The organism is Profundibacter sp., assembly GCF_965277155.1.
GTDB lineage: Bacteria > Pseudomonadota > Alphaproteobacteria > Rhodobacterales > Rhodobacteraceae > Profundibacter.
Genome location: NZ_CBDIBV010000005.1, coordinates 220579 through 246168, shown reverse-complemented (window position 1 = coordinate 246168; position 25590 = coordinate 220579). Strand labels below are relative to the sequence as shown.

17 protein-coding genes, 1 tRNA gene and 5 pseudogenes are annotated in these 25590 nt (G+C 56.7%); 13 read left to right on the top strand and 10 right to left on the bottom strand.

All coding sequences use genetic code 11. The features are described 5' to 3' along the window. The first annotated feature begins 10 nt into the window (after window positions 1-10). From ACQY4M_RS05245 to ACQY4M_RS05230, 4 genes and pseudogenes are all read left to right on the top strand, one after another. Window positions 11-880 carry an amidase gene (locus ACQY4M_RS05245; protein WP_428541689.1) on the top strand — a complete coding sequence of 290 codons (870 nt, stop codon included), beginning with the start codon at window positions 11-13 and terminating at the stop codon, window positions 878-880. Beyond that, on the top strand, window positions 877-2397 hold the full coding sequence (locus tag ACQY4M_RS05240; protein WP_428541686.1) for a malonate--CoA ligase: 1521 nt from the start codon (window positions 877-879) through the stop codon (window positions 2395-2397). Before ACQY4M_RS05245 ends, ACQY4M_RS05240 begins: the two co-directional genes overlap by 4 nt. 64 nt (window positions 2398-2461) lie before the next feature. Further along, window positions 2462-3880, top strand: a complete 1419-nt coding sequence (locus ACQY4M_RS05235) for an FGGY family carbohydrate kinase (protein ID WP_428541683.1) — start codon at window positions 2462-2464, stop codon at window positions 3878-3880. 183 nt (window positions 3881-4063) lie between these two features. Continuing rightward, window positions 4064-4203, top strand: a pseudogene (locus ACQY4M_RS05230) (integrase core domain-containing protein); the annotation flags it as partial. Between the two features lie 228 nt (window positions 4204-4431). Here the strand turns inward: ACQY4M_RS05230 and ACQY4M_RS05225 are convergent. The 5 genes from ACQY4M_RS05225 to ACQY4M_RS05205 form a co-directional block, all read right to left on the bottom strand. Continuing rightward, window positions 4432-5658, bottom strand: a complete 1227-nt coding sequence (locus ACQY4M_RS05225) for an IS256 family transposase (protein ID WP_428539582.1) — start codon at window positions 5656-5658, stop codon at window positions 4432-4434. 103 nt (window positions 5659-5761) lie between these two features. Then, a complete protein-coding gene (gene hisH, locus ACQY4M_RS05220) occupies window positions 5762-6400 on the bottom strand; it encodes an imidazole glycerol phosphate synthase subunit HisH (protein WP_428541680.1) in 639 nt (212 codons plus the stop codon). Then, a complete protein-coding gene (gene hisB / locus ACQY4M_RS05215; RefSeq protein ID WP_428541677.1) occupies window positions 6401-6988 on the bottom strand; it encodes an imidazoleglycerol-phosphate dehydratase HisB in 588 nt (195 codons plus the stop codon). Between the two features lie 103 nt (window positions 6989-7091). Beyond that, window positions 7092-8081, bottom strand: coding sequence for an ABC transporter ATP-binding protein (locus ACQY4M_RS05210; protein WP_428541674.1), 990 nt, complete (start codon window positions 8079-8081; stop codon window positions 7092-7094). 131 nt (window positions 8082-8212) lie between these two features. Next, window positions 8213-8287: transfer RNA gene (locus ACQY4M_RS05205), tRNA-Gly, on the bottom strand. A gap of 243 nt (window positions 8288-8530) precedes the next feature. Here ACQY4M_RS05205 and ACQY4M_RS05200 point away from each other — a divergent pair. The 4 genes and pseudogenes from ACQY4M_RS05200 (at window position 8531) to ACQY4M_RS05185 (ending at window position 11564) form a co-directional block, all read left to right on the top strand. Then, window positions 8531-9244, top strand: a complete 714-nt coding sequence (locus tag ACQY4M_RS05200) for a MotA/TolQ/ExbB proton channel family protein (protein WP_428541671.1) — start codon at window positions 8531-8533, stop codon at window positions 9242-9244. Next, a complete protein-coding gene (locus ACQY4M_RS05195; protein WP_428541668.1) occupies window positions 9231-9824 on the top strand; it encodes a hypothetical protein in 594 nt (197 codons plus the stop codon). Before ACQY4M_RS05200 ends, ACQY4M_RS05195 begins: the two co-directional genes overlap by 14 nt. 15 nt (window positions 9825-9839) lie before the next feature. Continuing rightward, complete coding sequence (locus tag ACQY4M_RS05190; protein ID WP_428541665.1) at window positions 9840-10226, top strand: hypothetical protein; 387 nt, start codon at window positions 9840-9842, stop codon at window positions 10224-10226. Between the two features lie 88 nt (window positions 10227-10314). Continuing rightward, window positions 10315-11564 (top strand): annotated as a pseudogene (locus ACQY4M_RS05185) (IS256 family transposase). 257 nt (window positions 11565-11821) lie between these two features. Here the strand turns inward: ACQY4M_RS05185 and ACQY4M_RS05180 are convergent. The 3 genes from ACQY4M_RS05180 to ACQY4M_RS05170 all read right to left on the bottom strand — a co-directional run bounded on the left by ACQY4M_RS05180 (window position 11822) and on the right by ACQY4M_RS05170 (window position 18390). Then, entirely contained in the window at window positions 11822-13492 is a 1671-nt protein-coding gene (locus ACQY4M_RS05180) for a hypothetical protein (RefSeq protein WP_428541662.1), read from the bottom strand. A gap of 141 nt (window positions 13493-13633) precedes the next feature. Next, window positions 13634-17074, bottom strand: coding sequence for a pyruvate carboxylase (locus ACQY4M_RS05175; protein WP_428541659.1), 3441 nt, complete (start codon window positions 17072-17074; stop codon window positions 13634-13636). Window positions 17075-17250: 176 nt separating this feature from the next. Further along, window positions 17251-18390: an alpha-hydroxy acid oxidase gene (locus tag ACQY4M_RS05170; RefSeq protein WP_428541656.1), complete on the bottom strand. Its 1140-nt coding sequence runs from the start codon at window positions 18388-18390 to the stop codon at window positions 17251-17253. Between the two features lie 376 nt (window positions 18391-18766). Here ACQY4M_RS05170 and ACQY4M_RS05165 point away from each other — a divergent pair. Further along, window positions 18767-19144 (top strand): annotated as a pseudogene (locus tag ACQY4M_RS05165) (transposase); the annotation flags it as partial. 31 nt (window positions 19145-19175) lie between these two features. Here ACQY4M_RS05165 and ACQY4M_RS05160 read toward each other — a convergent pair. Continuing rightward, window positions 19176-19511: pseudogene (locus ACQY4M_RS05160) on the bottom strand (integrase core domain-containing protein); the annotation flags it as partial. Between the two features lie 69 nt (window positions 19512-19580). On the opposite strand from ACQY4M_RS05160, the gene ACQY4M_RS05155 reads away from it, so the two are divergent. From ACQY4M_RS05155 to ACQY4M_RS05145, 3 genes are all read left to right on the top strand, one after another. Further along, a protein-coding gene (locus ACQY4M_RS05155; protein ID WP_428539245.1) for an IS3 family transposase occupies window positions 19581-20713 on the top strand; the annotation gives its coding sequence in 2 pieces (ribosomal slippage) (window positions 19581-19833 and window positions 19833-20713; 1134 coding nt in all). A gap of 233 nt (window positions 20714-20946) precedes the next feature. Beyond that, window positions 20947-21990: an IS5 family transposase gene (locus tag ACQY4M_RS05150; RefSeq protein WP_428539227.1), complete on the top strand. Its 1044-nt coding sequence runs from the start codon at window positions 20947-20949 to the stop codon at window positions 21988-21990. Window positions 21991-22223: 233 nt separating this feature from the next. Then, on the top strand, window positions 22224-24569 hold the full coding sequence (locus ACQY4M_RS05145; RefSeq protein WP_428541653.1) for an ATP-dependent helicase: 2346 nt from the start codon (window positions 22224-22226) through the stop codon (window positions 24567-24569). 76 nt (window positions 24570-24645) lie between these two features. On the opposite strand, the pseudogene ACQY4M_RS05140 reads toward ACQY4M_RS05145, so the two are convergent. Then, window positions 24646-25011, bottom strand: a pseudogene (locus tag ACQY4M_RS05140) (LysE family translocator); the annotation flags it as partial. Window positions 25012-25110: 99 nt separating this feature from the next. On the opposite strand from ACQY4M_RS05140, the gene ACQY4M_RS05135 reads away from it, so the two are divergent. Continuing rightward, window positions 25111-25563 (top strand): Lrp/AsnC family transcriptional regulator, encoded by a 453-nt coding sequence (locus tag ACQY4M_RS05135; protein ID WP_428541650.1) that lies wholly within the window; start codon window positions 25111-25113, stop codon window positions 25561-25563. Window positions 25564-25590: the final 27 nt, after the last annotated feature.

Genomic DNA, 25590 nt, shown 5'->3' with positions numbered 1-25590 from the left:
AAATGGGTTTATGATCCGAAGCAATCAGGCGGGACAGGCGAAAAACCGTCCACCCCGCCGCGAAGAAGGCGAAAACGGGAATTTACAGAGGTTCCCTGTAGAAGATGTAGCCTTGTTTCTCGATGCTATGGCAGGGCAGGATATGCGTGACCCGCTTTCTGTACCGGCACCAAAAATATCATATCTGACGGCGGCGCAATCGCGAATGAAACCGTTAAAGGTGGCCTTCAGTGCCGATCTGGGGATCACACCTGTCGATTCCGAAATAGCCGAGATTTGTCAGAGTGCCGCGCAGAGGTTTGTGGAATTGGGTGTGGCCGTTGAGGAAGCATCTCCGGATTTTTCTGGTGTGCATGAATGTTATCACACTCTACGCGCCCATGAATTCAGCCTGTCAATGAACGACATGCCAGATGGCATTATGGCCCAGCTGAAACCGGAACTGGCGGAAAACCTTGAGATCGGCAGACGGCAAAGTTTCAAGGATATCGCCAAAGCAACCAAAACAAGGGCTGTCATCCGAAAACGAATTCTAGAATTTTTCGAAACCTATGATCTGTTGCTTGTGCCCACCACCATAGTCGGCCCTTATCCGGTCGAGCAACGCTTTGTTACGTCCTGCAATGGCCAGACGTTTAAGTCCTATATTGATTGGCTGGCGATCGCCTATGCCATCACTTTGGTATCGCTGCCAACGCTGTCGCTGCCTTGCGGATTTACCCGCGACGGGTTGCCTGTCGGATTGCAGATGGTCGGGCGGCCACGGGGGGAACATGCATTGCTGTCATCAGCATTGGTGTTGGAGGAAGCTCTCGGGCTGGACTTGCGTCCAATCGAACCAAAACCCGCTTCCGTTCCCACTGAGGGGATACCCGCATGACAAAACATATCGGCCATAACCTGTTCGGGCTTTTCCAATCGCGGTTCCCGAAAGATACAAGCGACGTATTTCTGGAACATGCCCGTGGAGAGCTGTCATATGCTGACCTTGAAATTTTGTCAGGGCGTTATGCGGCTGTTCTAAAATCATGCGGTGTCAACAAAGGGGATCGTGTGGTTGTGCAGGTGAAAAAATCACCCGAAGCCGTGTTGCTTTATCTGGCCTGTCTGCGTGCAGGGGCGGTGTATATCCCCTTGAACACTGCCTACACTCTGACCGAGGTTCGCTATTTCGTCGAAGATGCAAAGCCACGATTAATCGTGTGCGATCCGAATTCGAAAGAGCAATTTGTCAAAGCATTTACAGACGAAATTGCCATCACGATCCTGACGTTGGCCGGTGATGGCACTGGTAGTTTTATCAATCGGGCTTTGAAATTGGTGCCCGATCACACTATCGCAAATAACAATGCAGATGATGTGGCGGCCATTCTGTATACATCGGGAACCACAGGGCGTTCAAAAGGGGCGATGCTGACCCATGGCAACCTTTCCAGCAATGCGTTGGTGCTACACGATTACTGGGGCTGGGTGCCCGGTGATGTGCTGCTTCATGCCCTGCCGATCTTTCATGTTCATGGCCTGTTTGTGGCCCTTCACTGTGCGTTGTTAAATGCCTCGAAGGTGGTTTTCCATAACAAATTTGACACAGATCAGATCATCAAAGCCTTACCACATGTGACCGTTATGATGGGTGTTCCGACCTTTTATACCCGATTGCTGGAAACACCGGATTTTGATCGACATACCTGTCGTAATATCCGTTTGTTTATTTCCGGATCTGCCCCCTTGTTAGCCGAGAGCTTCAACGCATTCGAAAACCTGACAGGGCACAAAATCCTTGAACGTTACGGTATGACCGAAGCGGGCATGATCACGTCCAATCCATATGACGGGGAACGCATTGCAGGTAGCGTGGGCTTTGCGCTGCCCGGTGTCAAAGCACGCATCGCAGATCAGAACGGGAACGAACTGCCCTATGGCGAGGTTGGCGTTCTGGAAATTGCCGGCCCGAATGTATTTGCCGGCTACTGGCAGATGCCGGAAAAAACCGCCGAAGAATTTCGCGCAGACGGATATTTCATTACCGGAGATATGGCCGAGATGGACAAAAACCGGCGCATTTCAATCGTGGGGCGGGCAAAAGATTTGGTAATCTCGGGAGGGTATAATGTCTATCCAAAAGAGGTTGAATCAATCATTGATGAAATGCCCGACGTAATTGAATCTGCCGTGATCGGTGTGCCGCATCCAGATTTTGGCGAGGCTGTAACAGCCGTGATTGTCACCAATGATGGCGCGCAGATCGACACAGATACGGTCCAGACCTTTCTTGGTGGGAAGCTGGCGCGGTTCAAACAGCCAAAACAGGTTTTCATCGTTTCCGAACTGCCGCGCAATACAATGGGTAAAGTGCAGAAAAAAGTGTTGCGGGAACAATATGCTGACACCTATTAGTCGGATGTTTATTCATTCATTAGATTCGTGACTGTTTAGAAAGCAATCTTGGGAACCCGTTGGTATGAAACGATTTGCGGCGATTGATCAGGGCACCACCAGTACCCGGGGATATGTTCTGGATGAATCTGGAACAGGGGGCATTGTCTGTAGCCGCAAACACCGGCAGATTTATCCGCAAACAGGGTGGGTAGAACACGATCCCGAAGAATTGCTTGGCAATGTGTTGAAATGTATCGAAGCTGCCGGAGTGGTTGATGCCATAGGGATAGCCAACCAAGGTGAAAGTTGTCTGGCATGGCATGCCGAAACCGGCGAGGCGATATCTCCGGTTCTTGTCTGGCAGGACCGCCGTACCGAAAGCACCATCGCCCGACTGAAAAGTGACGGGGCCGAAGAACTTACATTGGCAAAGGCCGGACTTCCGCTGGATCCTTATTTTTCAGCTTCAAAATTGGCATGGATTCTCCAGAATATTCCAGAGGCGCGCATTCTTCTGGCGCAAGGTAAATTGCGATTGGGAACAACCGATGCCTTTTTTATCGACCGGCTAACCGGAAATTACACAACCGATATAACAACTGCATCTCGCACATCGCTTGTTAATCTTGAAACGGGGCAGTGGGATAGTGAACTTTGTGATCTATTTGGAATTCCGCTTGAAATCCTGCCCGAGATCAAACCAACGATGAGTGATTTTGGCACTGTTCATGTCAGAGAGCGACATATCCGGTTGACGGCCTGTGTCGTGGATCAACAGGCATCACTTTTCGGGCATGGTTGCCGTAATACGGGGGACGAAAAAATTACCTTTGGCACCGGTGCCTTTGCGCTTGCGACAACCGGTAGTGCAATTGTGCGGGCCCCCGAGAAAGGGTTGCTGCCCACCGTCGCCTGGCAGCAATCAGGAAAGCCAGCTGTTTTCGCGCTGGATGGTGGGGTCTATAGCGCGGCATCTGCGTTAAACTGGGCCAGGTCGCTGGGACTATTTAACAACTTTGCCGAAATAAACGCATTTGATGCACCGCCTGCGATTTCACGAAACCTTGCATTTGTGCCCGCTTTGACGGGTTTGGGGTGCCCGCACTGGGATGGGTCTGCCGCAGGTATGTGGATTGGCCTGTCGCTCGATACCACCGCGATTAATATGGTGCAGTCAATTCTAGAAGGCGTCGCATTTCGCGCGGCCGAGGTTATCGACGCGATGCAACAGTTAACCCCGGTCGGGCAAACTATATCCATAGACGGGGGCCTGTCGAACAATCCCTGGTTTTGCCAGTTCCTTGCCGATGTTCTGCAAAAGACCATCACCGTTCAATCCGGCGGAGAACTGACTGCATTCGGTACAGCGATGATGGCCGCCGGTCATTTTAACTTTAACCAGATGCAGAATACGCAACGCATAAGTTATGATCCCCAGGCAATCCATATCGATGGGAAAGCACTTTTTTCCAAGGCGGTGTCACGTTGCCGAAACTGGTAGCCTGTAGTTTAGCAGGACCCATTTATCCCACGCTCGCGGTTTGACTGCTTTGTCCGCTGAACAGGCGAAATCACGCAGGAATGGTGTTCATGGTATTGCAACGCATTCAGGGGGCAAATCAGCCAAACCTTCCTGGTGCGGAAAGCGCATTATCTCTGCACCTTGATGCCCGTGGTAGGGGGGCGGCCTGACCGCCATTTGATTGCGGCATGGCGCCACGACTACAACCTGATCCGCCCGCATTCGAGCCTGGGTGGATTAACACCATGGGAATATATTAACGATCCATCATGGACCTAAACCTGTACAGAGCTAACCTATGAACGCGGATTTATTGGGAAGCAGGTCAGACCCAGTCTCGGACAATCCCTTGATCGTCATATCTGCGCGTTGAACGCGGCCCGCGTTGGCAAAATTTTCCGTGAGAATGCTTCAAGTAAAACCTGTGAAGCGACGGCCACAACTCGAGCGCGCGATAGACGTCCGGTTGTGTCTCGAAAGTGGTGGAAATTGATTTCAGGCACCTCCGAGCGGGTTGAGTTATGCGCCGGTCAGGCGGCTTGGTCAAGGGTTGCGTCGGCGACGGGCTGAGCGAGCGTTTCCCAGCCATCGACCTTTCGCATGACGATCTGCCCCGAGGCCATCAGAGCCCAAAGCAGCATCGGCACGGTCTCGGCGCATGGCAGCACGGTCTGGGTCTTGATGCGGCGGCGGAATTCCTCGTTCAGGCGTTCGATCGCATTTGTCGTTCTGGCCGATTTCCACTGGCCTTGTGGCAGACGCGTGAAGGTGAAAAGCTTATCTCCTGCTTCTTCCAAGCTGTCAGCGACGGCCTTGCATTTCAGCCGCCATTTTCGCAGAAATGCCTTGCGGCGGGTGGCGATTTCCTCGGGTGTTTTGGCGTAGATCATGTCGCGGTAATCTTCTGTCAACTCATCATGCATACGCTTGGGTGCCTTGGCCAGAAGGTTGCGGTGCTTGTGCACCGTGCACCTCTGGATCGGCAGATCTTCACCCCAGAGGGCAATGAGAGCGACCTCAAGTCCCGGTGCCCCGTCCACGATGACAAATTCGGGCCGTTTCAACCCGCGCGCATCCAGATCGTTGATGAACTGACGCCAGGCGGAGGTGCTTTCGCCGCCCATGTTCATCAGTGATAACAAGACCTTCTGCCCATCCCGGCGCACGCCAATCGCGGCCAGAACCGAGATATTGGTGGCCTTCCTGTCAATCCGCGTTTTGATCACGGTGCCGTCCAGGATCAGCCGCACGATGTCTTCATCCGCAAGGCTGCGGGCGCACCACGCCTGCCAGTCCACCTTCACCTTGCGCCAGGCGCGGCTCACCACATCCTTGCTGACCGCCCCCTGAAACAGGCCGAACAGGGCGCGTTTTACCCGCCGTGTGTTGGTGCCCGAAAGGTAGACAGCAGCGATCAGCGCCTCGGCCTTCTTCGTCAGCCGCTGGTAGCGGGGCAATGCCTTCGAGCGCCATTCTCTGGCCTTGCCGGCCTCGCCTGTGATCCGCGCACGCGGCACGCGCACCGTTTCGGTTCCAAATGTTCCGACCAGTTGCCGCTCGCGATGCCCGTGGCGGTATCCGGCCTTTGCCCCGCCGCTGCGGCCATACCGGCAACGGCCCAGAAACTGCTCCAGCTCCTCTTCGAAAACCGCCTCGATCGTCGCGCGGATGTTCTGGCGCAGCCGGTCTTCAATCGGGTCATAGCCTGCTTCATTGGCCAGTAGCGCGGATGTCGATGTTGCTGTATTCTTTGTCATGGCGTGATCTCCTTGGCGGTTCCAGCCGCCGGTTGGGTGGCTTCGATGCACCCGGAGATTACGCCGTCCTCGAATTTCCACCAAACTCGCGACACTACCTGCCTCACGGTTTCCACGCCAGAAAATTCGAGATCAGCCGCAGCCCCGCGCTCTGGCTTTTCTCGGGGTGGAATTGCATGCCCAGCATGTTGTCGCGTCCGATGATCGCGGTGATATCGCCACCGTAATCCACATGCGCCAGACGTTGCGCCGGATCATCCACCACATATTTGTAGCTGTGCACGAAATAGGCGTGATCGCCGGTGTTAACACCGGTAAGGGCAGTGTGCGGATTGTCGATCACCAGATCGTTCCAGCCCATATGCGGCACCTTCAGCGCAGGGTCTGATGGCTCGATCTTCACGATCTCGCCACCGATCCAGTCAAAGCCTTGGGTATCCTCGTATTCGCGGCCCCAGGTGGCCATCATCTGCATGCCAACGCAAATCCCCAGAAACGGGCGCCCCTTGTCGATCACCATTTCGCGGGTGGCCTCGAACAGGCCGGAATGGTCGAACAGGGCCTTTTTACAGGCCGGAAAGGCGCCGTCACCGGGCAGCACGATGCGATCGGCGCGCAGCACGTCATCGGGGTTCGAGGTGACAATCACCTCGCCCGCATCAACCTCGCCCGCCATCCGCTGAAACGCCTTTTCGGCCGAGTGCAGATTACCGCTTTCGTAGTCAATCAGAACCGTCAGCACCTACAGCATCCCTTTGGTCGAGGGCACCGCATCAGCCTTGCGCGGATCGGTTTCCAGCGCGATGCGCAGGGCACGCGCGACCGCCTTGAACGCCGCCTCGGCGATGTGGTGGCTGTTGAAACCGTGGATCATATCGATGTGCAGGGTGATGCCGCCGTGTGTGGACAGCGCCTGAAAAAACTCGCGCACCAGTTCGGTGTCAAATGTGCCGATCTTGGCCGTGGGCATATCGACATTCCACACCAGAAACGGACGCGCGGACAGGTCCAGCGCACAGGCGACCTGTGCGTCATCCATCGGCAAGTGACATTCGCCGTAACGCCGGATGCCCTTTTTATCACCCACAGCGGCGACCAGAGCCTGCCCCAGCGCGATGCCCACATCCTCGACCGTGTGGTGATCATCAATGTGCAGATCGCCCTTGGCACGCACGGTCATATCCACCAACGAATGGCGCGACAGCTGGTCCAGCATGTGGTCAAAGAACCCGACGCCGGTTTCATTGCTGTATTGGCCGGTGCCGTCCAGATTGATTTCAACCGAAATATCCGTTTCCGCCGTTTTACGGGTGATTTTGGCTGTGCGCATTGTCGCCTCCAAACAAAGTGTTCGCGTCTCTATAAGCGCGGCGGGGGACGATGCCAAGCATTGTGCGGCGGTTCTTGGGACGGGTGCGGTTTTCCTGCCAGCCTTAGGCTCGCACCCCCATCATCCCCGCGCTATCAATATGTTCATCCGAGAAGGCATCCAGCAGGGTGGCATAGCGCATCCGTGCGTCCGTGATCTGGCTGTAAGATCCGACAATATCGCGGATCGGGCCGCCCAGACGTTCCAGACCGGATATAAACGCAAGGATCACGCCGACATCGACCTTGCCCTGAATTGCCATATAGCCGCCAAAGGTGATGACACCAAAGGGGCCAAGCGAAATCAGCAGGTTGTTGATGGTTTTCATCACGTTCTTGTTGACGATAAAACGGGTGCGCAGGCCCAGAATATCCTCGACCAATGTGTTGAACAGGGGCGGCGGATCAGAGTTGCGCAGGTCTTCTTCGGGGTTTTCCATGATAAAGGATCCCAACTCGCGCATTTTCAGGGACTTTTTACGCGACAGGTGGTTCATGCGGGCCTGAAAGAATGGCACGATGATGAATTGCGGTGAGTAAAGCGCCAGCGCGATCGATGCGACAAGGGGTTCGACCCAGAACATATAGCCCAGAACCGACACCAATGTGCCAATCGCCAGCAGGGGGCCGGAAATGGCGGACCCGGCAAAGCCGCCCAGTTTTTCCACTTCGGACGACAACATCGAGACCACGGCCCCTTCGTCAACATGTTCAACATCGGCGGGTTTGGTTACGGGGTGCAGTTTGGGCACAAATGTGTACATGCAAAAGAACACGGATTGGCGCAAAGAGCGCACCACTCGGGCCGAGATCAATTCACGCTGGGTGCGCATGGCGAATTTGAATCCGGCGGCGACAAGCATTGCTAGCAGATAGAATCCTGCCAGTTTGAACAGCAGGTCCGTATCCTTTTGCAAAATCGCATCATCCAGAATCCGGCGCTGCAATTCCAGTGGCACCGGGGCCAGCGGTAACAAAACCAGCGTAAGCGAAATTACGATGACTTGTTGCCAAAATGATTTTTGAAAGATGTAGCGGTAAACAGAGTTGGGCATTTTTTCCATGCTGTTTTGGTGGCATAGGGGCAGGGCGGCGGCAATCAAACACTTTTAACGATGGTGTGATCAGTGCCGGGGCGTAAATAACAAACGGCGCCACCCGTAGGTGACGCCGTTTTGTTTCCAATTGGAGCGGGCGATGAGATTCGAACTCACGACCCTAACCTTGGCAAGGTTATGCTCTACCCCTGAGCTACGCCCGCTAACCAATCGTGAGGCGATATATAGCGCGGACGCGTCGGGCCGCAAGGGGGAAATGACGGGATTTCGAAAATTTTTTATCCCGGTCAGGATATTCGGTTTGAATTGCGATGTAGACCGGAAATGACACGGACCGGGTTACAGTTTCGTGTGCTCACGGTTATACACGTTCGCAAGAACAGCTATTTTCACGGCCCAATCCCGTCCCCACGTTTAACAAAGGACGCCATACAAGGAGCCGGAAGATGAAAGTTGATGTTCTGCCGCTTGATAACAAGTCCGGCGCGTTCGGGCTTAACGGAGAGACCAAACAAATCCAAGATATCCGCCCGCCATCGAGTGGTTATACAACTGTTTTGTGGATGGCCCTTTTTAATCTGGCAGCTGTAGCACTGGTTGCCGTCGCTTTTGTGCATGGCTGGGCACAGCTTGTCTTCAGTTCGGATATAACCGGCCTGACCTATATCATTGCCACCGTTTTCCTGTTCGGTCTGGGTATGAGTTTTATCAAAACCTGGAAAGTTGCTTGCGAAACCAACTGTGTATGTGCGCATAACCCCTGTTCGGGAACGCTGGCAGCAGAGTATATCGAGAATGTTCGCGGCAGAAGTGCAGGCAGCCGGGCGATTTCGGCCTCGACACTGCGGTTCCAGATAGGGTCGCGGATTTCGCCCGTTTTTCATGTAGCAAGCAGCCTTGTTTTGCTTGGCCTTATCGGCACGGTGCTGGGTTTTATCATTGCCCTGTCCGGTGTGTCGGCCCAAAGCGCGACCAATCTTTCGGAAACCTCCGCAATGGTATCCAGGCTGATCTCGGGGATGTCGGTGGCGCTATATACAACACTGGAAGGTGCGATTCTGAACCTCTGGCTGATTGCGAATTACCGGATGTTGGCGGCAGGGGCGGCCGGGCTGATCAATGGTCTGGTGGCGCTGGGAGAAGACAATGAACGATCTTGACCCCACCGGCGAAGGCGATGCCACGGTTTTTCGCGACGTATTGATGCTGACCTTGCTGGGGTTTGTAACCATTGTCGTGCTGTTGTTGCCGCATTTGAACCCGCCTGCAGCAAAGGAAAGCGCGCGGCCAGCCGGTAATGTCGTGGTCGAGGCCCGCTGGGGCGACGGTCTGCAAAGCGATGTCGACCTGTGGGTCATGGGGCCGGGGGACAGACCGGTGGGATATTCGCGCAAGAACGGCGTTGCGTTTGATCTGTTGCGTGATGATCTGGGTCTCAGTCGTGATCTGACCAATCTGAATTATGAATTTGCCTTCAGCCACGGGGCGCCGGCCGGGGAATATATCGTCAACCTGCATCTGTTCAGGCTTGGAAACGACCCTCCGCCGATCACCGTGAGTGTGGTTATTTCTTTACGTAATGCGGCCACCGGCGCACTGACCAAAATCACATCGCGACAAGTAACACTGCGCCGCGAGGGCGAGGAAGTGACGGTTCAGCGGTTTCGACTTGATGCACATGGTGCGCTGGTGTCCGGCAGCCTGAATCAATTGCAAAGACACTTGCGGAACTTGGGATAGAAAAGGGGTGCACGGATGCTGGAGCTGTTTTTGTATTTCCTGCTGATACTGGTGCCGATACTGGCATTGGCCGCGCTGGTCATCAAGGCGCCGACCCATATCGGCATGAAAGTTCTGGCGCTGGGCATCGCTGCCGGACTACTTGCCGCCAGTTATCTGGCAGGAACTGCATTGCTCGGCCAACCCAAACCGGCCCGCTTGGCCCTATTGGAGAGCGCCAGCGACGAGGTGGTCGTTGTCGCATCGTTGAATGTTGAGGGCAAAGCCATCTATTTGTGGCTGATCCTGCCGCAGACCAATTCGCCACGGGCTTATAGTCTGCCTTGGTCACAAAAAACCGCCGAGGCCCTGCGTCAGGCGCAGGTTCAGGCGGAAAACAATGGCACAGAAGTCCGGGAGTAATGCCCGAAAGTTGGTGATGGGGTGATTGGGTGGCATATCATGGCGGTGTTGACGCGCCGCGATTCTCAGAGAGAAAAGGATATGCCACATGGAAGACGATACTATTTTGGAGTTTACCGATCCAGCCGAAATTTCACCTGATCCGCTGACGGATATCTTGCGCAAAGGCGCGCGGGATCTGTTGGCACAGGCGGTCGAGGCCGAGGTTTGTGATCTGATGGCGCAACACGCGCATTTGAGGGATTCGGCCGGTCGCCAGCGCCTTGTTCGCCACGGATACCTGCCGGAGCGCGAGGTGATGACGGGGATCGGCCCTGTCCCGGTGAATGTGCCTCGGGTGCGTGATCGTGGCACGGGGGCGGAGAAGATCAGGTTCACCTCGACGCTTCTGCCGCCGTATCTGCGCCGGGCAAAGTCGGTCGAGGAGTTGTTGCCCTGGCTCTATCTCAAAGGTATTTCCACGGGTGATTTCGGCGAAGCACTGGCGGCCCTTCTGGGGCCTGATGCGGGTGGTTTGACATCGAGCACGATTTCGCGCCTGAAGGCGGAGTGGTGGGCAGAATACGAGCGTTGGAACCGGCGTGACCTGTCGGCCAAACGCTATGTGTATTTCTGGGCCGACGGGGTTTATTTCAAGCCGCGCACGGATGCTGACAAGCAATGCATGCTGGTGATCATCGGCGCGGACGAGTGGGGTAACAAGGATGTTCTGGGCCTCGTGGACGGGTATCGAGAAAGCAGCCAGAGCTGGCGTGAACTGCTGCGGACTTGCAACGTCGTGGCCTCAGAAAAGCCCCTGATCTGGCCGTTGGTGATGGCGCGCTCGGCTTCTGGAACGCCTTGCGGGAGGTGTTCGGTGAGACCCGGGAGCAGCGCTGCTGGGTGCATAAAACCGGCAACGTCCTGAATGCCATGCCGAAGTCGCTGCAAGCCAAAGCCAAGGGCCATCTACAGGACATCTGGATGGCCGAGAACAAACGGGACGCCGAGGCCGCGTTCAATTTCTTCATCGAAGCCTATGGCGTGAAATACGAGCGTGCCGTGGGGAAGCTGACCAAGGACCGGGACGTGCTGCTGACCTTCTACGACTTCCCTGCCGAGCACTGGAAACACATCCGCACATCCAACCCCATCGAAAGCATATTTGCCACCGTGCGGCACCGAACGAAGAAGACCAAAGGCTGCCTCGGGCGCAAGACCGCCTTGGCAATGACCTTCCGCCTGATGATGTCGGCAAAGAAGAAATGGCGTAAACTCGACGGCGCATTCCGATTGCCGGAAATCATCGAAGGGGTTGAATTTAAGGACGGGATCAAGCAGGAAAAACATGCCGCCTGATTACTGCGTCACCAACTTTTGGGCATAGCTCGAAGTCCGGATGCGAACCCCTTTTCGGCAATCAGAAGGCGGGACAATGCAACAATTCTATGCGCCACCACCGCCACCGCTGCCGCCAAAAACGTGATGCGCCCCATACCTGCATAAAGCGGGGTGGTGTAGTCCTGTTTGTGGTTGCATGTCTTGCCGGTCACTGGAATGCTGTCAAAAGAAAAAGGCAGGCGTGTCCCGTGAATACGATCTCTTTCTCTCCAATATCACTTTTCATAACCCCATTCTATTGTCGGAGCCAGAAAAGCCTTTTGGATGATATCCAGACGGTTGTCTGTGCAGGTGAATTGGCGTTTTTCCGTATAGGAAAGGGGTGGCCCCAGATAGCGGTTGGCTTCAATCTTTTCTGTAAGGCCTTCCGGAGTTGTTACCGTCTGTTCAATCTCTATTGATTTGATTGGCATGTAACACTGGATCAATTTATCACCTTCCACGGACCAGGTGCCTTCTTTTTCCAGCCGCAACGATATTTCCGCGCTGAATATCCCGCCACTTGGGGTCTTGGTTTCCATGCTGCCATTATCGTCGGCGCGCAACGTAAAGGTTCCGTCCGGTCTGAATATCAACAAGCCATCCAGATCGGGGTAATCCACCATTCCCAAAGCTGGTGAATCCTGCAGCATTTTCCCTATTTTTGCCCCCATACCGCCGCTTGCCAGATGCCATTCGCCGATCAGGCAGGCCTGTGGCCCGTCGCTGTATTCCGGGGTCTGGCAGGGGATGCACGGGGTTTTTCTGGCCTGTAGGCCAATGCGAAACCCCGGTTCAGTGGTGGCTGCACCGGCAACCAGAAAGCGGATCGCGCCTTCGCTATTGGAACGGAAATCAACCGGCAGTTCCTTCCATTCGATCTCGGGCTGGCGTATGGTGGCGTATTGTCCTTTTAGATCATAGGTTTTCGTGGTCCAGCCTCCGCATGCAAATTCCAGATGCGCCCGATAGGTCACAAATCTTGGGGCTTCCAGCACCATCTCGGTTTCACTGTCAATCTTGTACCGCTCGCCTTCTAGCGGGGTAGAGACCGACGATCGGCCACCGGGCTGGGTGATCTTGCGTTCCAGATAATCCTTAACGAACTTCAGGAACTCTGAATCATTGAGCACGCGTGCCAGAGCATCCTCCTGTGATCCTCTGCTACGCGGCATGGCCTCCATCAGGTCGACCACCCTGTCGGGTCCATAGGTCTGGCTGAGCCACCAGAAAAAGACAACGGTTTCGTACTCCATCTCTGTGATCGGGGTTGTTGCTGAATCACTGTCAAAACCCGCGACCCAATCATCCGAATAGGGGGTGCCCTGATAAACCATGCTGGCAAACCATTCAGCAGTGCCTTCGACCCACCATGCCGTGCCAAGCTGTCCTTCGGCATGGCTGAAATCGCTGAACTGGACGCAGTGAAAAAATTCATGCGCAATGGTGTATTTGTACTGGGCCGATTCTGCCTGGGGAAATACCGAAATCACACATTTTGGCGGATTGTCAGGACCAGTTGTAACCGAACGGGCCGCTGTGGCGCCTGTGTCACTTGCTGTGTCATCCGAAATATACGGTGTTGCCGAAACAAAGACGTCTATCGGTTCCGTTCCCAGAGCGAGAAACCGTTGCAAGGTATTGCCTGACCTGACCAGGGCTTCTTCGATCTCGCGCACATTGTTCAGGTCGGTTTCAGGTGTGCCATAAATCGAACCCTGCACCACACCGCGTCCAGTGGGGATGTCAAAACGGGCAAGTTCCAGACAGTCGGCCAGGATTGCGGCGCCCGGCACGGTTCCTGTGGCTGCCAAATCCGCTGCAGTCGGGCAGGCATATGCAGGAACCATCAACCCAATAAGCCAAACAAACACGACAATGGCTTGTTGTTGAAGCCTGAACAACATGGCTTGCCTCCCTGAAAAGCGATAAAAAACGGTATTGCTTAATCAGGTTATTATAATATCCCATCGGCTACAGGTCGACCCTGTAGTGATTTGCGTGCAAATGCGTGCCAAAAGCAGCTTCTTTGTGCCCTGTATGACTGGCTATTCCAGTTCGACCAGCAAATCTTTGGCGTCGATCTGTCCACCCGCCTGCACATGCAGCGCCTTGACCACCGCGTCGCGTTCGGCGTGGATGCCGGTTTCCATTTTCATCGCCTCGATGGTCAGCAGCAGGTCACCCTCGTGCACCTGTTGGCCGGTTGTCACCGCCACCGTGGCCACCACGCCGGGCATGGGGGCGCCGATGTGGTTGGGGTTGCCTTCTTCGGCTTTTGGGCGCTGGGCAGTTTGCGATTTGATCAGCCGGTTGGGCACGCGGATGGTGCGGGGTTGGCCGTTCAGTTCGAAGAATACCTTCACGTCGCCGTCCTCGTTGGTTTCGCCAACGGCCTGAAGGCGGATTTCCAGCGTTTTGCCGGGGTCGATTTCGGCGGTGATTTCCTCGCCCGGTTCCATGCCGTAGAAAAAGGCACGGGTGGGCAGGGTGCGCACGGGGCCGTATTGGCGGTGGCGGCCCATGTAATCCAGAAACACCTTGGGATACATCAGATATCCGTTCAGATCCTCGTCATCCACCTCGAACCCTTCCAGTTCTTTGGACAGATCGGCGCGGGTCTGTTCCAGATCGACGGGCGGCAGGTGGGCGCCGGGGCGGGAGGTATCGGGTTTTTCGCCTTTCAGCACCTTTTTGATCAGCGCCTTGGGAAAGCCGCCGGGGGGCTGGCCCAGATTGCCGCGCATCATGTCGATCACGCTGTCGGGGAAGGATACGTCGATATCGGGGTCTTCGACCTGTTCGCGGGTCAGGTTCTGGCTGACCATCATCAGCGCCATATCACCGACCACCTTGGAGGAGGGCGTAACCTTGACGATATCGCCGAACATCCGGTTCACATCGGCATAGGTTTGGGCCACTTCGTGCCAGCGATCCTCTAGCCCAAGCGAGCGCGCCTGTGCCTTCAGGTTGGTGAACTGGCCACCGGGCATTTCGTGCAGGTAGACCTCGGAGGCTGGCGCGGCAAGGCCTGATTCAAACGCCACATACTGGGCGCGCACGGTTTCCCAGTAATCGGAAACCTCGCGCACCGCGCCGATGTCCAGCCCCGTGTCGCGGTCGGTGTGGCGCAGGGCCTCGACAATCGAGCCAAGGCAGGCCTGCGAGGTGCCGCCGGAAAAGGCGTCCATCGCCACGTCCACCGCATCTACCCCTGCGTCCGAAGCTGCAAGGATGGTTGCGCCTGCGATGCCGGACGTATCATGCGTGTGGAAATGGATCGGCAGGCCGACCTCTTCTTTTAGCGCTTTGACCAGCACCGTGGCCGAGGCCGGTTTCAGCAGGCCGGCCATATCCTTTAGCCCCAGAATATGCGCGCCTGCCGCTTTCAGGTCTTTGCCCATTTCGACATAATATTTCAGATCGTATTTGGCGCGGTCCGGATTCAGGATGTCGCCGGTATAGCAGATGGTGCCTTCGCAAACCTTGTCGGTCGCAATCACCGCATCCATCGCCACGCGCATGTTTTCCACCCAGTTCAGGCTGTCGAACACCCGGAACACATCAACACCGCTGGCCGCGGCCTGCGCAACAAAGGCTTGCACCACGTTGTCGGGGTAATTGGTATAGCCAACGCCGTTGCTGGCACGCAGCAGCATTTGCGACATTACGTTTGGCAGGGCCTTGCGCAGATCACGCAGTCGTTGCCACGGGCATTCCTGCAGGAAACGGTAGGCCACATCGAAAGTCGCCCCGCCCCAGCATTCCACCGAAAACAGTTGCGGCAGGTTGGCGGCATAGGTGGGGGCAACGCGGATCATGTCGATGCTGCGCATCCTTGTGGCCAGCAGGGACTGGTGCCCGTCCCGCATGGTGGTGTCGGTCAGCAGCAGTTGTTTTTGCGCGGCCATCCAGTCGGCCACGGCCTGCGGGCCTTTTTGCTCCAGCAGAGTGCGGGTGCCTGCCGCCGGATCATGCTTGGGGGCAGGGGGATGCGGGGTTTTCACCTGTGCGGAAGGCTCGGCGCGGCCTTCGGTTTCGGGGTGACCATTCACCGTGATATCGGCGATATAGGTCAGGATTTTCGTGGCGCGGTCGCGGCGTTTTTTGAATTTGAACAGCTCGGGCGTGTTGTCGATGAATTTGGTGGTATAGCTGTTGTCCAGAAAGGTCGGATGACGCAACAGGTTTTCGACAAAGGCGATGTTGGTCGACACACCACGCACGCGGAATTCGCGAAGGGCGCGGTCCATCCGCCGGATGGCGGCCTCGGGGGTCTGGGCATGGGCGGTGATTTTCACCAGCAGGCTGTCGTAATAGCGGGTGATCACCCCGCCCGCATAGGCCGTGCCGCCGTCCAGACGGATGCCCATGCCGGTGGCGGAACGATAGGCGGTAATGCGGCCGTAATCGGGGATGAAGTTGTTTTGCGGATCCTCGGTGGTGATGCGGCATTGCAGGGCATGGCCGTTCAGGCGCACCTCGTTCTGGGATGCCTTGCCGGTGGCCTCGGATAGGGATTTCCCTTCGGCAATTTTGATCTGGGCCTGCACGATGTCGATGCCGGTGACTTCTTCGGTGACGGTGTGTTCCACCTGCACGCGGGGATTTACCTCGATAAAATGGAAGGTGCCACTGTCCATATCCATCAGGAATTCGACCGTGCCCGCACATTCATAGCCGACATGTTTGCAGATACGCACGCCAAGGTCGCAGATTTCGGCGCGTTGTTCGTCACTCAGGTAAGGGGCGGGGGCGCGTTCGACCACCTTTTGATTACGGCGCTGCACTGAACAGTCGCGTTCATACAGGTGGTAAATCTCGCCGGCCTGATCGCCCAGTATCTGCACCTCGACATGGCGGGCGCGCTGGATCATTTTTTCCAGATAGCCCTCGTCATTGCCAAAGGCGGCATCGGCCTCGCGGCGACCTTCCAGAACTTTCTCTTCCAACTCGTCCTCGGACATGATGGCGCGCATGCCGCGCCCGCCACCGCCCCATGACGCCTTGAGCATCAGCGGATAGCCAACTTCGGCCGCCTGTTTGCGGATTTTGTCCATATCATCGCCCAGAACGTCGGTGGCGGGGATCACCGGCACACCGGCCTCGATCGCCACATCGCGGGCCGAGGCCTTGTCGCCCAGCTGGCGCATGGTTTTTGCCTTGGGTCCGATGAATGTGATGCCCGCCGCAGTGCAGGCATCGACGAAATCGGGGTTTTCCGATAGCAGGCCATAGCCCGGGTGGATCGCATCGGCGCCCGACATTTTCGCAACCCGGATGATTTCCTCGATGGATAGATAGGCGGCGACCGGTCCCATGCCTTCGCCAATGCGGTAGGCTTCGTCGGCTTTGAAACGGTGCAGGCCCAGCTTGTCCTCTTCGGCAAAGCCGGCGACGGTTTTCTTGCCCATCTCGTTTGCGGCCCGCATGATGCGGATGGCGATTTCGCCGCGATTGGCAATCAGGATTTTGTTGAATTCCGGCATGTGGCCTCCCTGTGGGTCTGGTCGCTGCTCCCCTGACGAAGGACAGGGTTCGAGGGGGTTGTAAGGTTTGTGAAAGGATTTGACTAGAGTGTGTTGTTTATTGCGGAAAAAGGGCTCAACAAAAACGCCGGTTTTCTTGTTCTCCCCGTCATTTCTACGAAACCGAACCGTTCCGGCTATACCCAAAGGCGCTGTTTCACATCTTTCAGACACCGCGCCCCGATCTGGCCCATGTTCGATTCCAGATCGGCCCGCAGAATATCCACCACATGCGCCGCCCCTTTGGCACCAAACGCCCCAAGGCCATAATGAAACGCCCGCCCCAGCATCACGAAATCAGCCCCCAGCGCGATGGCCCGCAGAATATCCAGCCCGCCGTTGATGCCGCTATCGAAAATCAGCGGATAATCCGGCCCCACATCGGCGCGGATCAGGGGCAGGGCGGTGACGGATGCAGGCGCTCCGGCAAACTGGCGACCGGAGTGGTTTGATACCCAAACGGCATCCACACCCTCGTTTTGCAGGCGCTGGGCGTCCTCGGGGTTCAGCACCCCCTTGACCACCAGCGGCCCGTCCCACTCGCTGCGCAATTCGCGCAGATAGTCCCAATCGGGCGAGGTGCGCAGCAGATAGCCGATATGTTCGGTGGACGACAGCGCGGCAGCGGATTTCTGATAGCTTTCCATCAGCCGCAAACGCGGCATCCCGTGTTTCAGCGTACCAAGCGCCCATGCGGGGCACCGCGCCATCTGAGCCAACAGACGGGGTGTCAGGCGTGGCGGGTTGGTCAACCCGCTGCGCACCTGCCGTTCGCGGCGGCTGGCCACGGGCACGTCAACGGTCAGCACCAGCGTGTGAAATCCGGCGGCTTTGGCGCGGTTCAGGATGTCGGTGCGGATCAACGGATCGCGCGGCGGGTAAAGCTGGAACCAGCCCTGATCGCCGATGCGGCCCGCCACGGCCTCGGGCGGCTGGCTGGCGACAGTGGACAGGGTGTAGGGAATGCCGGTTTGCGCGGCCAGTGTGGCCAGCATCTGTTCCGCCCCCGGCCAGATCAGCCCCGACATGCCCACCGGCGCAATACCAAAGGGCAGGGGATAGCTGCGGCCCATCAGGGGGGTGGTCAGATCGGGCGTGAATTCGCCATGCAGGATGCCGGGTTTCAGCAGGATATCGTCAAGTGCTGCCCGGTTGCGATGCTTGGTCGCCTCGTCGCCTGTGGCGCTGTCCAGATACTCCCACACAAAATGCGGAATGCGCTTGCGCGCGCGGCGGCGCAGATCGGTCAGGGAGGGGTGAGTGCTGTGCAGGGCCATAGGGGGAGTGTTAGCGGGTTGACCCAAAATGGGGAAGATGAATTAGGAAATGACCTCTTTCATTTTCTTTCGATATTCCATTAGGTTTTTGTTAATTTTCGACATGTCAGAAACAAGTGCATCATACTCTTTGAACTTTCGTTGAATTTCTTGGGGGGAGCTTTCTATATCTTTAATGCACTCCGCTTTATACCAACGACGAAACTTAGCTTGCCATTTTGTAAGGTGTGGGCGAATCCCTATATTCAAAACACTTAAGGACAATTCAATAATTTTCGGTAGTGTCGCGAGTTTGGTGGAAATTCGAGGACGGCGTAATCTCCGGGTGCATCGAAGCCACCCAACCGGCGGCTGGAACCGCCAAGGAGATCACGCCATGACAAAGAATACAGCAACATCGACATCCGCGCTACTGGCCAATGAAGCAGGCTATGACCCGATTGAAGACCGGCTGCGCCAGAACATCCGCGCGACGATCGAGGCGGTTTTCGAAGAGGAGCTGGAGCAGTTTCTGGGCCGTTGCCGGTATGGCCGCAGCGGCGGGGCAAAGGCCGGATACCGCCACGGGCATCGCGAGCGGCAACTGGTCGGAACATTTGGAACCGAAACGGTGCGCGTGCCGCGTGCGCGGATCACAGGCGAGGCCGGCAAGGCCAGAGAATGGCGCTCGAAGGCATTGCCCCGCTACCAGCGGCTGACGAAGAAGGCCGAGGCGCTGATCGCTGCTGTCTACCTTTCGGGCACCATGAACCGCCCCTTGTTTACCGGAGGCTGATTACTTCATGTCATGCGACCATATCTAATGTGTTTAACTGTGCATAGTACCTCTCTTCTGCTTCTGCTGGTGGGATGTATCCGATGGGCTCAAGCAAGCGGCGATTGTTGAACCAATCGACCCATTTGAGTGTTTCCCATTCGACCGCGGCCATGGTTTTCCATGGGCCAAGCCGGTGGATGACTTCTGCTTTGTAGAGGCCATTTATGGTTTCAGCCAAGGCGTTGTCATAGGAATCGCCAACGCTGCCAACAGAGGGCTCAATCCCCGCCAGGGCCAATCTCTCGGTATAGCGAATGGACAAATATTGCCCGCCGCGATCCGAATGATGAATGAGGCCGCCTTTGTGAGAGGTGGTCGCGGAAATTCGGACCAGTTGTTAAGGTGGATCGACTTATGAGAAAGACGATTCAAAATGACGAAACGAAAGAACCATTCTCCCGAATTCAAAGCCCGCGTTGCGCTTGAAGCAATCCGCGAGGAAATGACGATGGCGGAGCTGTCGAAGAAGTATGGTGTGCATCCAACCCAGATTGGCACATGGAAACGAGCAGCGATTGAAAACATGGCCACGGCATTTTCCAGACGGGGCCGTGATCCTGATCGGGTTGATGAAGCCCAGATTGAGAAGCTGCACTCCAAGATTGGTCAGCTGGTCGTGGAACGGGATTTTTTAGCCAACGCCTCGCAACAGTTGCTCGGGAAGCGAGGCAAAAAATGGTGAGCCGTGAGCATGATCTGAGTGTGCGACGACAATGCGGGCTACTTTCTCTGGCGCGCTCGAACCTGTATTACCAGCCAAAAGGCGAAAGTGCTGAAAATTTGCGGTTCATGACAATAATCGACAAGCAATTCTTGCAGACGCCGTGGTATGGATCACGGCAAATGGCCCGGCACATGCAGCGCCAAGGTTACAAGTGTGGTCGCCACAGGGTCCGCCGTTTGATGCGGCTGATGCGGTTGGTTCCGATCTACCAGACGCCCAACACGAGCAAGAAACATCCGCAGCATAAGATCTACCCGTATCTGCTGCGAGACCTGACGATTGATCGTCCAAACCATGTGTGGTGCGTAGATATCACCTACATTCCGATGCAGCGCGGGTTCCTCTATTTGGTCGCGATCATGGACTGGCACAGCCGCAAGGTTTTGAGCTGGAGATTGTCAAACAGCATGGAGGCAGATTTTTGCGTTGAAGCCCTGAAAGAGGCTATGGCCAAATACGGCAAGCCCGATATCATGAACAGCGACCAGGGCAGCCAGTTCACCGGGTTTGAATGGACGCAGGCGCTGAAAGAAGCCGACGTGAAAATCTCGATGGATGGCAAAGGTCGCTGGGTCGATAACCGGATGATCGAGCGGCTTTGGCGATCCTTGAAATACGAATGCATTTACCTCAACGCATTTGAAACGGGTTCGCAGACCCGCGCCGGGATCGGGAAATGGTTGGCTTACTACAACACCGAGCGCCCGCATTCCACCCACGGAATATTGACCCCGGATGAAGCCTATGACAGAAAAACAAAACCAATGAGTTTGGCAGCCTAAATGAAACCCTGATCCATCTTAAACTGGCTGCTGACTGGTCAAAAAAGTGGGACCACCTCTGAATTTGAATCGATGATCGCAACTTAAGGTGGCACGTGAGGTATTTCAAGCTATGGAAATGGAATTTCTAAATTTCAGTAGTTTGAGGGAACCTCTAAAAATCCCCCAAAATCCGGCCTGACGGGGTAGAATCGTCATCAGGATGAAAATGATTCGACCGACGGGGTTTTGTCATGGGTCAGATGGGATTTTTTGATCTTTCCAGCCGATACGCGGGACTGGACAAATCTGGTGATCCGCTGGTGTTGCTCAACGACATGGTGCCGTTCGAGGATTACCGGGACGAGCTGAAGGCCATATGGCGCACGCCGCCCGAACAGCGCAAATCCAACGCTGGCCGCCCGCCTTGGGATGAGGTGCTGATATTCAAGACGATGGTTTTGCAGCAGCTCTACAACCTCTCTGACGATCAGATCGAGTATCAGATCCGCGACCGCCTGTCGTTCATGCGGTTTCTCGGCCTTGGCATTGAAGACAGCGTACCTGACGCCAAGACCATCTGGGCCTACCGTGAAAGGCTGGCCGGGGCCGGGAAGATGAAGGAGCTGTTTGACAAGTTCGATGCCTTTCTGCGCGAAAAGGGCTATCTGGCGATGGGCGGGCAGATTGTTGATGCGAGCATCGTTCCGGCGCCGCGCCAGCACAACAAAAGGGACGAGAACGAGAAAATCAAGGCGGGCGAAACGCCTGAAGAGTGGGAGGAAAAACCCCACAAGAAGCGCCAGAAGGACGTGGATGCGCGCTGGACGAAGAAGCACGGCAAGAGCTATTACGGCTACAAGAACCACATCAATGTCGACCGGCGGCACAAATTCATCCGCGCTTATGATGTCACCGATGCCGCCGTGCATGACAGCCAGGCGCTTGCCGGTCTGATTGATGCGAGCAACACCTCATCGGACCTGTGGGCCGACAGCGCCTATCGCTCGCAAAAGATCGAAAGCGAGCTGGAAGAGCGGGGGCTTCACAGCCATATCCATCACAAGGGCAGGCGCGGCAAGCCGCTTGGCGAGCGCCAGCAAAAGGCCAACCGGAGGCGCTCGAAAGTGCGGGTCCGGGTCGAGCATGTATTCGCTTTTCAGGAGCGCTCCATGGGCGGCAAGCTGATCCGCTCCATCGGCCTGAAGCGGGCGCGATTTCGCATCGGGATGATGAACCTGGTCTACAACATGAAGCGCTTCGTCCAGTTCGAATGCGGCCTGGCGGCGCCGGGATAAGGGTTCATGGGGTGAGGTGTGCCTGAAATACCCAAAACCGGCTTGAAACCGGTGAAAATGGGTTTATGATCCGAAGCAATCAGGCGGGACAGGCGAAAAACCGTCCACCCCGCCGCGAAGAAGGCGAAAACGGGAATTTACAGAGGTTCCCTTGAGTTTATTGCATTTGATGGGCCAGAACATAATATGAACACCCCTTTATCTCGCGCGCCATTTCGTTTACCCACATCCGCATGAGTCCTTCTGACGATATCCCCGCCCCGACCGGCCTTGCCGCACGCGCGATGGCGGCGCGCCCTGCGCCCTATCTGGACGGGCTGAACCCCGAACAGCGCCGCGCGGTCGAAGCCATGGACGGGCCGGTCCTGATGCTGGCAGGCGCGGGCACCGGCAAGACCAAGGCGCTGACCTCGCGGATTGTGCATCTGCTGAACACCGGCCGCGCGCGCCCGAACGAGGTGCTGGCCGTGACCTTTACCAACAAGGCTGCGCGCGAAATGAAAGACCGCGTCGGGCAGATGCTGGGCGAAACGGTCGAGGGGATGCCGTGGCTGGGCACCTTCCATGCGATCTGCGTCAAACTGCTGCGCCGTCATGCCGAACTGGTGGGGCTGAAAAGCAATTTCACCATTCTGGACACAGACGACCAGATCCGCCTGTTGAAACAGCTTCTGGCGGCGGCGAATATCGACGATAAACGCTGGCCCGCCCGGGCGCTTGCCTCGGTGATTGACGGCTGGAAGAACCGCGCCTGGACGCCCGAAAAGGTGCCTGCGGCCGAGGCCGGTGCGTTTAACAACATGGGGGGCGAGCTGTATGCCGCTTATCAGACCCGCCTGAAAACCCTGAATGCGGTGGATTTCGGGGATCTGTTGTTGCATGTGGTGACGATTTTCCAAACGCAGCCGGATGTGCTGGAACAATACCAGCGCTGGTTCAAATACATTCTGGTGGATGAATATCAGGACACCAACGTGGCCCAATACCTGTGGCTGCGGCTGCTGGCGGGCGGGCACAAGAATATCTGCTGTGTGGGGGATGATGACCAGTCGATCTATGGCTGGCGCGGGGCCGAGGTGGGCAATATCCTGCGGTTCGAGCAGGATTTCCCCGGCGCGGTGGTGGTGAAGCTGGAGCAGAATTACCGCTCGACCCACCACATCCTTGGCGCGGCCTCGGGCGTGATCGCCGCCAATGAGGGGCGCTTGGGCAAGACACTGTGGACCGAGAAGAACGAGGGCGACAGGGTGCGCCTGATCGGCCATTGGGACGGCGAGGAAGAGGCGCGCTGGATCGGCGACGAGGTTGAGGCGATGCAGCGCGGCACCCGCGGGCAGGCGCCGATGTCACTGGACGATATGGCGATCCTTGTGCGCGCCAGTCACCAGATGCGCGCCTTCGAGGACCGGTTTCTGACCATCGGCCTGCCGTACCGCGTGATCGGTGGGCCACGGTTTTATGAACGCGTGGAGATCCGCGACGCGATGGCCTATTTCCGCGTCACGGTCAGCCCCGAGGATGATCTGGCGTTCGAGCGCATCGTCAACACGCCGCGGCGCGGGGTGGGGGACAAGGCGTTGCAAACTATCCAGCGGGCGGCGCGGGACAATGGTGTGCCTTTGCTGATGGCCACACGGATGCTGCTTGAGGCCGGCGAGATCAAGGGCAAGGCCAAGGGCGCGTTGCAGGCACTGGTCGGTGGTTTTGCGCGTTGGGCGCGGGTGGCTGCGGATGAAAGTGCCAGCCATGTGGAGCTGGCCGAGGTGATCCTTGAGGAAAGCGGCTATACCGATATGTGGCTAAAGGACAAATCGCCCGAAGCCGCAGGAAGGCTGGAAAACCTGAAGGAACTGGTCAAGGCGCTGGAGCAGTTCGAGAACCTGCAAGGATTTCTGGAACATATCGCGCTGATCATGGACAATGCGTCCGAGGATTCCGAGGAAAAACTGACCATTATGACCCTGCACGCGGCCAAGGGGCTGGAATTCCCCGCCGTGTTCCTGCCGGGGTGGGAAGACGGTCTGTTCCCAAGCCAGCGCAGCATGGATGAAAGCGGGCTGAAAGGGCTGGAGGAAGAACGGCGGCTGGCCTATGTCGGTATCACCCGGGCCGAAGAATTGTGCACCATTTCCTTTGCCGCCAACCGGCGAGTTTACGGGCAATGGCAATCGCAACTGCCCTCGCGGTTTATTGATGAGCTTCCCGAGGAACATGTCGAGGTGCTGACCCCGCCGGGCCTTTATGGCGGCGGCTATGGGGCGGCGTCGCCCAGTGTGGCGATGGAGGACAAGGCGCAGCGGGCGGACGCCTATAATTCACCGGGTTGGCGACGGATGCAGGCGCGCAAGGCGGGCCATGGCATGGGACAATCGCGCGAGGCCAGTAAAGTGGTGATCGACATTACGGCAAATGCGGAGTTTTCCAAAGGGGAACGGGTGTTCCATCAGAAATTCGGTTATGGCTATGTGATGGGGATCGAGGGCGACAAGCTGGATATCGAGTTTGAGCGCGCCGGCGCAAAAAAGATTGTTGCGCGGTTTGTGGTACCGGCTGATCGGGCGGATGATGTGCCGTTTTGATCCGGTTTCGTCGGGCTAACGCCCGCCGACCCGCGCATCGCCCCGAAGGGGCCAAAAATAGTGTGTGCCGCAGGCACGCCTTTGGATTGACCCATTGAAACGCCGCCGCCTGCAGGAAGGTCATCTGTTTGCTGCCGGTTTTGGCCCCCTTGGGCGGTTTGCGGTTGGAGCCGATTTTCCATGCCAGATACAGCAGATAGGCCACGCTGACCACTTTCAGCACCGTATAGCTGACCGGATAGGCGTCAAACACCTGCACCAGTCCGGCCCCCACCAGCACTACCATAAACACAAAGCCGATCGACACCCCCAGCATATGCGGGACGGTGCGTTTCAGGCCGAAATTGGCGCCCGAGGCCATCAGCATCAGGTTGTTCGGCCCCGGGGTGATAGAGCTGACCAGCGCAAAGGCGATCAGGGCGAGGATCAGGTCGAGTGTCATTGCGGGGTTGCCTTTGCTGTATTCGTTCGGCAACTATGTTTTAAAAACCAGCGCAATAGTGCGTCTAAAATCCCTTATGATCAGAAAGTTTAGCAATATATGCCCGAAATAGATGCAAAAAGCGAAGAAATATTGCGCATCCTTCAGCGTGACGGTCGGATCAGCAATATTGATCTGGCCGAACGGGTGGCACTGTCGCCCTCGGCCTGTCTGCGCCGGGTGCAGGAGCTGGAGCGGCGCGGGGTGATCAAGGGCTATCGCGCCGTGGTGGACCGTGAAAAACTGGGCAACGGGTTCACCGCCTATGTGGCGGTGGGGCTGTCGGACCATTCCAAGAAATCGCAAGAGGCGTTTGAACGCTCGATGGCCCTCGCCCCGCAGGTGCGCGAGTGTCACAATGTGGCGGGGGTGTACGAATACCTGCTACGGGTCGAGGTGCCGGATCTGGCCAGCTACAAGACCTTTCATACCGATATTCTGGGAACCGTGCCGCAGGTGAATTCGATCACGTCTTATGTGGTGATGGGGTCGCCAAAGGATGAACGGGGTTGAGGGGGGGGCGCTTGGGGTGTGTCGGTT